The organism is Streptomyces sp. NPDC050147, from assembly GCF_040660195.1.
Taxonomy (GTDB): domain Bacteria; phylum Actinomycetota; class Actinomycetes; order Streptomycetales; family Streptomycetaceae; genus Streptomyces.
Map to the genome: position 1 here is coordinate 496,598 of NZ_JBFALJ010000003.1, position 9,264 is coordinate 505,861.

General features: G+C 72.7%; 5 protein-coding genes. 4 read left to right on the forward strand and 1 reads right to left on the reverse strand.

The genetic code is table 11. The features are described 5' to 3' along the window. Nucleotides 1-110 precede the first annotated feature (110 nt). Nucleotides 111-791 (reverse strand): GntR family transcriptional regulator, encoded by a 681-nt coding sequence (locus AB0I94_RS08660; protein WP_363308701.1) that lies wholly within the window; start codon nucleotides 789-791, stop codon nucleotides 111-113. Between the two features lie 344 nt (nucleotides 792-1,135). Here AB0I94_RS08660 and AB0I94_RS08665 point away from each other — a divergent pair, with 344 nt between their 5' ends. The 4 genes from AB0I94_RS08665 (at nucleotide 1,136) to AB0I94_RS08680 (ending at nucleotide 8,682) form a co-directional block, all read left to right on the forward strand. Next, nucleotides 1,136-3,475 (forward strand): collagenase, encoded by a 2,340-nt coding sequence (locus AB0I94_RS08665; protein ID WP_363308702.1) that lies wholly within the window; start codon nucleotides 1,136-1,138, stop codon nucleotides 3,473-3,475. A 203-nt stretch (nucleotides 3,476-3,678) separates the two neighbouring features. Continuing rightward, nucleotides 3,679-4,548 (forward strand): alpha/beta hydrolase, encoded by an 870-nt coding sequence (locus AB0I94_RS08670; RefSeq protein ID WP_363308732.1) that lies wholly within the window; start codon nucleotides 3,679-3,681, stop codon nucleotides 4,546-4,548. Nucleotides 4,549-4,731: 183 nt separating this feature from the next. Next, nucleotides 4,732-7,344, forward strand: coding sequence for a LuxR C-terminal-related transcriptional regulator (locus AB0I94_RS08675; RefSeq protein WP_363308703.1), 2,613 nt, complete (start codon nucleotides 4,732-4,734; stop codon nucleotides 7,342-7,344). Between the two features lie 75 nt (nucleotides 7,345-7,419). Beyond that, nucleotides 7,420-8,682: a helix-turn-helix domain-containing protein gene (locus AB0I94_RS08680; protein WP_363308704.1), complete on the forward strand. Its 1,263-nt coding sequence runs from the start codon at nucleotides 7,420-7,422 to the stop codon at nucleotides 8,680-8,682. The last annotated feature ends 582 nt before the right edge of the window (nucleotides 8,683-9,264 follow it).

A 9,264-nucleotide genomic window follows, 5' to 3' on the forward strand; every position in this document is an offset into this window, starting at 1 on the left:
GCTCCGTTGCGGGGTCGCCGGGGAAGGTCAGGCGACCATAAAGATGTGAACGGTTCGCGTCAATGAATCGTGCACTGTGTTGAAGAATCAAACGAACCAGTGAGTAGGTCCTACTGCTGGGGACGCCGGGTGCCCCGGGCCCACAGCGAGCGCACATGCCCGAGATGGCGCGCCATGCACTGCTCCGCTCCCTCGGCGTCACCCGCCGCCATCAGGTCGAGCAGCTCGATGTGCTCCTGCGCCGAGGGGATGAGACGGCCGCGCTCGTCCAGCGCCGTCAGTCCATAGAGGCGGGAGCGTTTGCGCAGGTCGCCGACGGTCTCGACGAGTCGGTCGTTGCCGCCGAGCGCGAGCAGGGAGAGGTGGAACTGCCGGTCGGCCTCGAGATATCCGATGAGGTCGTGGTCGCGGGCGGCGCGCACGATCTCGTCGGCCACGGGACGCAGCTCTTCCAGCTGTGCGCGCGACGCGGACCGGGTGACGCGGCCGATCATCGGGACCTCGATGAGGGTGCGGATCTCGGTGTACTGGTCGAGGTCGCGTTCATCGACCTCGGTGACGCGAAAGCCCTTGTTGCGGACCGGTTCCACCAGGCCCTCGCGGGCCAGGTCGAGCATCGCCTCGCGTACCGGCGTCGCGGAGATCCCGAAGTCCTCGGCGAGGACGGGCGCCGAGTAGACCTCACCGGGCCGCAGTTCGCCGGATATCAGCGCGGCCCGCAAGTGATGGGCGACCTGATCGCGCAGCCGCTCCCGGGGAGTGAGAAGGGTGCGCTGTGTGAGGTGACCCATGGTGGTGATCCCTTCGTGACCCCGCAGGTCGTGGCTCACGCGCCCGCCCCGAGTGGTTCACCAGCGTACAAGGTCACATTGGACTCGCCCCGGGATCCGGTACGCCGTCCTGGTCTGCCCGCGGTGTGAACACGCGGGCTCCGTACGGACGTTGGCACTGACGGTCCAGGGGACACCACAGCGTCTGAGGGGTTGTCAGTACCATTTCACATTACTACGTTACGCATCACATGGCGCGACCCCGCTCCTCAAGTGGCCTTTGCCGACCGGTAGGTGTCGACAAGCCACCCCCGCGTCATGCGCACGCACTGCTTGCCCCACCTCCCACACATCAGGAGCCTGTCGTGCAACAGCCCCGTACCCTGCGCAGATCCATGGTGGCCGCGGCCATATCCGTGACCTTGTGTGCCACGGCCGCACCGGTTGTCCATGCGGACACCCCCGCGCCCGCCCCGCGTCCGGTCGCCCCCGCCGCCGCGCTGGGACCTGAGGCGCCGAGCCCGTTCGACCGCGTCGACCGCCGCGCCAAGGCACCGAAGTCCACCGCCCGGAAGCTCCCCGCCCCCGGCGGACTCAGCGACGGACGTGTCCCCGGTCCTCGTACGGACAAGGCGAAAGCCATGGCCGAGGTGGCACGCGCCACCGTCGGCAAGACGTCGGTGCCGTGCACACTCGACGGCGTCAAGGGCCTGACGCCCGCCCAGTTCGTCGATTTCCTCGCCGACCCGGCCGTCACCGCCGACGGCTGTCTGCGCGGACTCGTCTGGACCTGGGACCGGCGCCTCGCCCCCATCATGTCGGCCGCGCACATCCAGGCCGTGTCCCGGCGCGTCACGCAGCTCGCCCCCTCTCACGACGGCACCAATGGCAGCCACCTCCTTGAGATGTTCACCTACCTGCATGCCGTCTCCTACCAGGGCTTCTCGCACGACGAGGTCGACATCACCGACCCGGAGACCCTGGCCGCCATGCGACGCGCCGTGGACGCCTTCGGCACGGCCGCCCACGCCTTCGACGTCACACGCTCCAACGCCGAGACGCTCCGCGAGGCGTTGACTGCGGCCAGCGCGGCGGGCCTGCGGCAGCATCAACTGCCGCTCGTCAAAAGGGTCCTGGCGACGATGGACGCCGCCCACCCCGACACCGCACAGAACACCGGCTGGGCGGGCGCCGCCCTCGCCGCGCTCACCCTGAACTACCTCGGCATCCACCCCGGCAACCAGGACACCGCCTTCCGCGCCGCCGTGGCCGCCGACCCCGCCTACCGCGCCGCCTTCAAGGCGTTCGCCGGGCACACCCACCTCAGGGGCAAGCCCAACGCATGGGTGGTGCGCGACGCGGTGAGCGAGTACGGCAGGATCGGCCAGATCGACGCTCTGCGCACCGAGATCGTCGCCGGGCTCGGCCCTCTCCTGGACCTCACCGCCCGCAATTTCGGAGACGGCAGCGCGCCGTGGGCGAAGGTCGTCACCTGGCTGATCGAGTTCGACGCCTGCAAGCCGTACAAGGTGTGCAGGGGCGACATCGAGCGCCGCCTCTTCCCGCAGACCTACGCGTACGACAAGGGCGGCATGAAGGTGCGCACCGCCCTCGACCGCGACACCGTCGACCAGCTCTACTACGCGAGCAAGCAGGTCAAGGCCCAGTTCCACCGCGTCGTGGGCACCCAGGAGCCGCTGGGCGGCGATCCCCACACGACCCTGACCACCGTCCTGTACGCCTCTCGCGCCGACTACGAGAACTACCATCCGCTGCTGACCGGCATGGGCACCGACAACGGCGGCGTCTACATCGAGAGGGGCGCGACCTTCTACACCTACCAGCGGCGCGTCCCCCAGGACTCCTCGCTGACGCTGGAGGAGCTGTTCCGCCACGAGTACACGCACTACCTCAACGGCCGCTGGGCCGTGCCGGGCTTCTTCGGCGAGGGGCCGTGGTACGAAGGCGACCGGACGACCGCGATGGACGAGGGCACGGCGGAGTTCTTCGACGGCGCCACCCGCGACGACGGCATCAAGGTCCGCAAGTCCCTGATCCAGGGCATCATCGACGACACCGCGGGCGGCGGCCCGCGCATGACCGTGGACCAGCTGCTGCACGCCACCTACGACGGGGACGGCTTCCGCTTCTACGACTACGCGGGCGCCTTCTTCGAGTTCCTGTGGACCGAACGCCCCGCGCTGATCAAGGAGATGTACCGCCACCTGCGCTCCGACGACCCTGGCGCGTTCGACGCCTGGCGCGACCGTCTGGGCCGTGACGCGGGGCTGCAAAGCGCCTACGACGCCTTCCTCGACAAGCAGATCGCGCACGTCGACGACCTGTTCGTCCCCGACACCAAGTACGTCCCCGTCGGCCGGCTCCGCGACAGCACGGCGGGCCAGGTCCGCTCCTCGTTCATCGCGACGACCGGCATCACGCCCGACTGCCGCTCCACCGGCGCGCCGGGCCGCCCGCGGTTCGTGTGCACCGGCCGGATCACCGCGAACCTCAGCGACGCGGCCGATCCCGACCTCGTCTTCAAGGACATGTCCGAGACCGTGGACGCCTACATCCTCGACCGCGCCGCGGGCGGCGACAACAACCTCACCGACATGAACTGCGCTTTCGGCGAGGTGGACATCTGGACCAACGGACGGGCGGGAACGTCCGACTACACCTGCGAGGGCCCCTTGCGCGGCTGACGGCCCCACCCGGAGGCCGCTGAAGCCGCCGTCTCGGCGACACCGGTGATTTCACCGATGCCGACGCCCTGTCGGTACGGCCACGGTGGGGACCGCCAACGAACGAACACGGCGGTTCCCACCGGGGCGTACCTCCCTCTCCCGGGTGGCTCCGCCACGACCGAGAGGACCCCTCCGTGCGTCTGCACGCCTTCTCCCGCCCCATGGTGCGGGCCTGTCTGGCCGCCACGGTCGCCACCGCGGGACTCCTCGGCAGCGGCCTCGCGCCCGGCGCCCAGGCCGCCGCGGACAACCCGTACGAACGCGGCCCGGCACCCACGGTCTCCAGCATCGAGGCCTCGCGCGGCTCGTACTCCGTGTCGCAGGCCAACGTCTCGTCGCTGAGCGTGTCCGGCTTCGGCGGCGGCACCATCTACTACCCGACGTCCACCGCCGACGGCACCTTCGGCGCGGTCGCCATCTCCCCGGGCTTCACCGCGTCCCAGTCGAGCATCGCCTGGCTCGGGCCGCGGCTCGCCTCCCAGGGCTTCGTGGTCTTCACCATCGACACCAACTCGACGGTGGACCAGCCCGACAGCCGGGGGCGCCAACTCCTCGCCGCGCTCGACTACTTGACGAAGAGCAGCTCGGTGCGGGGCCGTGTCGACGCCTCCCGGCTCGGCGTGATGGGACACTCCATGGGCGGCGGTGGCAGCCTGGAGGCCGCCAAGAGCCGTACCTCACTGAAGGCGGCGATCCCGCTGACCGGCTGGAACACCGACAAGACCTGGCCCGAGCTGCGGACGCCGACCCTCGTCGTGGGCGCTGACGGCGACACCGTCGCCCCCGTGTCCTCCCACTCCGAGCCGTTCTACCAGTCGCTGCCGAGCTCCCTGGACAAGGCATATCTGGAGCTCAACGGCGCCTCCCACTTCACGCCGAACTCGTCCAACACGACGATCGGGAAGTACAGCCTTTCCTGGCTGAAGCGGTTCATCGACAACGACACCCGCTACGAGCAGTTCCTCTGCCCGCTGCCGAGGCCAAGCCTCACGATCGAGGAGTACCGGGGCAACTGCCCGCACAACTCCTGATCCCGATGACCCTTCATGGGGGCCCGTCGTCCGTCGCCGGTCAACCGGCGGCGGACGACGTGTGCCGTGCCCCGGGCGCCCGATTGTGCTCGCGCACATCCCGGGGCTGTTGCCACTGGTGGCGTGCCCAGTGCGGCGGACGCGGGACTTCCGGGTTGTGTTACGCGGAAGTAACGTGCGGGCGTGACCCCTTCGACGACCGAACCCGGCGTGCTCAGGGCCCCTGAGCTGTACGGCCGCCGTGCGGAAATCGCCGCGGTGGAGACCCTGGTGGGGCGCCTGCGGGCCGGCCGTGGCGGCGTGCTCGCCATGACCGCGCAGCCCGGCCTCGGCCGCACCGCACTCGTGGAGTACGCGCGGACGATCTGCGGCCCGGCCCCGTCCGTCCAGCCGACCGACCCGGCGGCGCTGCCGCCGCCGCAGGAGAGCCCGCTGCTGCTGTGCGTCGACGACGCGCACACCTGGCACCCCACGGCCAGGGCCGCCCTCTTGGCCGACCTGCGCCGGCTGCCCGCCGAGAGACCCGTGGCCGTCCTGCTCACCTTCGCCGAACCTCACCTGGAAACGGGAGAGTTGTGCGGCCTCGCCACCCTGCGTCTTGGACCGCTCGACGACAGCGCGGCCGCCGCCCTGCTCGAACGGCTGACCCGCGGCCCGGCCGACCCGGTCGTCGAAGCCTGGCTGATCCGCGAGGCCGCGGGCAATCCGCGCCTGCTCTCCGCGTTCGTCGCGGCCCTCACCCCCGACCAGCTGGCCGGCCGTACCCCGCTGCCCGATCCGCTGCCCGGCGGGGAAGACGTCCTTGACGACTACGCCGCTCGCGTCGAGAATCTGCCCGCCGACACCCGCGCCCTGCTGCTGCTCGCGGCGGCGGCCGGGGAGCATGAACCGGAGGGTGCGGGCGCGGACCTCGCCCTGCTGCTACGGGCCGGTGGCGACCCCGCGGGACTCGCGCCCGCCGAAGCCGCCGGTGCGGTCGTCGCAGCGGGCGGGCGCATCCACTTCACCCAACCACTGCTCCGCCGGGCCCTGCTGCACCGCGCCCCGCTCGCCCGCCGCAGGGCCGCTCACGTCCGCCTCGCCACCGCCTGCCGGGACCGCCTCTCCCGCCTGGTCCACCTCGCCTGCGCCGCGGAGGATCACGACGCGCGGCTCGCCGGAGCCCTCGCCGCCGAGGCCGCCGCGCCCCGCGCGCACGCCGAGCGCTCCGCCGCTCTGGCCCGCGCGGCGACGCTCACCGCCGACACGGCGCTGCGCACCGACCGGCTGGCCGACGCGGCGGAAGCGGCCCGGCAGGCGGGAGACCCCGTCCGGGCCCGCGCCCTGCTCGCCCACACCGCGGGCGCTCCCGCCCACGGCGGCGTCCACCAGGTGCGCGGACTGCTTTCCCTCACCGACGGACCGGTCGCCGACGCCAAGGAAGCCCTGCTCACCGCCGCCGTGCTGCTCCCGCCCGACCAGGCCCGCCACGCGCTGATCGGCGCGGCGGAGGCGGCCTGGGCGATGGGCGACGCCGCGGCGTACCGGGAGGCGATGGCGCGCGTCCCGGTCTGTGCCGACGACGCGTCCCTCGAGGCGTACCGCGCCGGGATGTACGCCGTCCTCGCGGGCCGCACCGCCGAGGGGCATGCCCTGCTGCGCCGCTGCCTGGACGACGTACCGCAGACGGGCGAGCCGGCCGGTCTGCTGCGCGCCGGAGTCGCCGCCCTGGTCGTCGGCGAGGTCGAGACCGCCTGCGCGGCGGGCGCCCGAGCGCTCGCCGCCGTACGTGCCTACGGCCCCGAGGTGCTGCTGCCGCGCGCACTGGAACACCTCGCCTACGGAGAGCTGCGCGCCGGCCGCCACACCACGGCACGGGCGCACGCCCTGGAAGGGCTCAGGGCCGCGCACCGCATCGGGCAGCCCAACGTCGCGGCCTGTCTGCAGGCCGTCCTCGCGCTCGCCGCCTCCGTGGAGGGTGACGCGGAGGTCTGCGCCGGGCATGCGCGGGCCGCGGCGGCGGGCGCGGGCCCGCACGGTCTTCAGCAGGCCGCCACCCTCGCCGTCTGGGCCGTCGCCCGAGCGGATCTCGCGGCGGGGCGCCCGGGGGACGCCGCCGCCCGCCTCGCTCCGCTGGTGGCCCCGGGGCCCCGGAGCGGCCACTTCGCCGTCCGCATGCTGGCCGTTCCCTGTTTCGTGGAGGCGGCTGTCCAGACCGGGCGCACGGCAGAGGCCCGGAGCGCCACGGCCGAGTTCACCCGCTGGACCGAGTCCACCGCGGACCGGCTCGCCCCGGCCCAGCTGGCCCGCTGCCGCGCCCTGCTGGCCCCACCGCAGCAGACGGCCGCCGCGTACGAGAGCGCGCTCGCGCACCACGACCGCTCACCCGGTGAGTTCGAACGCGCCCGTACGCAGCTGCTGCTCGGCCAGTGGCTGCGCCGCGAACGCCGTACCCGCGAGGCGCGCGGCCCGCTGCGGGACGCGCTGGTCGGCTTCGAGCGGTGCGGAGCGCGCGCCTGGGCGGACCGCAGCCGCGGTGAACTGCGCGCCGCGGGCGAGGCGGTGGCAGGCGAGCCGGGTCAGGGACCGCTGACGGCGCTGACCCCGCAGCAGCAGCGCATCGCCCGTCATGTGGCGGAGGGAGCCACCAACCGCGAGGTGGCGGTGCGCCTGTCGGTGAGCCCCCGCACCGTCGACCACCACCTGCGCAATGTGTTCGCCGCGCTGGGCGTACGCTCCCGCGTCGAGCTGTCCCGACTCCTCGCCGGTGTCGGAGGGTTGCCGGACCGTGATGAGGAGATTGCCGCACACCTCTAGGTACCGACTGGGCGGTATGCCATTCTTCGGGCGTCAAGAAGATCCGGCAGTGCGCACACTTCCCGTGGAGGCCTCATGCCACACGTCCTGCGGTCACGGATCGGGCCCCTGCACGAAGTGCCCGCCATCACCCCGCTCGCACCGGGCACCCGCTCCCTGCTCGACGCCGAGGCCGTCGCCGTACTGCACCGCGCGGCCCGCGCCTTGCTGAGGGATCTGCCCACGATGACCGACCGGCTCGTGGCGGAGCTGCGTGAGCAGGAGCCCGCCTACCGCGCCGACATCGAGGCCCGCCCCACCGAGGTGTGGCAGGAGGTGCACCGCTCGCTGCGGTACAGCGTCACCTCACTCCTCCAGCCGGGAGAGACCAGAGAGGCCGCCCACCGCACGTCCATCCAGATCGCCGGGGTACGCGCCGAGCGGGGCCTGCCGCTCGACGCGCTGCTGCACGCCTTCCGGCTCGGCGGGGCCATGGTGTGGCAGGGCCTGGTCGAGGAGGTGTCGCGCGGCAACCCCGATGACATGGGGCTGCTCATCCACGTCGCCACGGATGTCTGGAACTTCGTCGACGAACACTGCGGCGTGGTCGCCGACGCCTACCGCCGCACGGAGCGCCGCATGGCCTGGCGGCACGAGAACCGTCTGCGGCTGCTGACCGCGAGCCTTCTCGACGGAAGCGCCCGCCTCACCGACCTGCCCACCGCCGCCGATGTACTCGAGCTGCCCGAGGACGGGTGGTACGCCGTGATCGCGGTGGCGGGAGAGGGCGGCGGCTTCACCCTGCCGCCGGGGACGCGGACGCTGCGCCACTCCCGCCCCGACGCCCAGTACGCCCTGGTCCTCCTCGGTGACGCCGAGGGCGACCCGGCGGCGGAACTGTCCGCCCTCGGCGCCGGGCTCACCCTGCCACCAGGGGCTCGCGCCGGCATCGGCTCACCCGTGGAGGGGCTTGCCGCCGTCCCGCACGCGCGCCGCCTCGCCGACACGGCGCTGCGTGCCTGCCCTCGCAGCGGCGGCACCGTACTCCTCGACGAACGGCTGCCGGACGCTCTCGTCGTCTCATCTCCCGAGCTCGCCCAGGCGCTCGCCGAGCGCGTCCTCGGTCCGCTGCGCGCCCTCGACCCCACCGACCGGGACCTCCTCCTCGACACCCTCGTGGTCTGGCTGGAGACCGACGGCTCCGCGCAGCGTGCCGGAACCCGCCTCTACTGCCACCGCAACACCGTCCTCAACCGGCTGCGCCGCGTCGAGCAGTTGACCGGCCGCAGCCTCACCCGGGTCGGCGACCTCGTGGAGATCTCGCTCGCACTCGGGGCGCGCAGACTGCTCGGCGGGTGAACGCAGGGCAGGCGCCCAGACGTCCGGCAGGTAGGCCGTCCGGATGCCTCCCGCCGACTCCAGGAGCAGGCGCGCGGCGGACACCGCCGTACCGAAGGCGCGCCCGAGCGAGTCGAGTGCCTGCAAGGACTCCATGTACCCCTGCGCGTAAGCCCGGTTGGCATCCCGGATCTGGTGACCGGCCGGGACGTCCTGGAACAGCGTGGGCGAGGTGTCGGCGACGCGGCGCACGATCTCCCGCGCGGCCCGGACGCCAAACTGGGCAGGGGGCTCAGGCCGTCCTCCAGTACGTCATAGCGGTAGACACCGGGGGACAGGCCGTCCACCGCGTACGCGACGACGTAGACGTCCAACGCGCTGCCGAAGCTGGTCAGGAGCGCCAGAGGGTCCTCGGTGGCGGCTTGTTGGGCCAGGCTGGACCGCACCTGCGCGCAGCCGGTGCACAGGATCCAGCCGAGCTCGGCCGAGGAGAAGGGCCGTCGTCCGGGCCGGGGCACCGAGCGCCTGGCGGCCAGGGCGCCGGCGGTGAGACGACAGGAGCGGGGGGGGGGGGGCGGCCGCGGGCCGCGGGCCCGCCGGGCG

Bases quoted from the DNA above. Each gene is read 5' to 3' on its own strand.
- AB0I94_RS08660 (WP_363308701.1), bottom strand. From the start codon at position 791: ATGGGTCACCTCACACAGCGCACCCTTCTCACTCCCCGGGAGCGGCTG.
- AB0I94_RS08670 (WP_363308732.1), top strand. From the start codon at position 3,679: ATGGTGCGGGCCTGTCTGGCCGCCACGGTCGCCACCGCGGGACTCCTC.
- AB0I94_RS08680 (WP_363308704.1), top strand. From the start codon at position 7,420: ATGCCACACGTCCTGCGGTCACGGATCGGGCCCCTGCACGAAGTGCCC.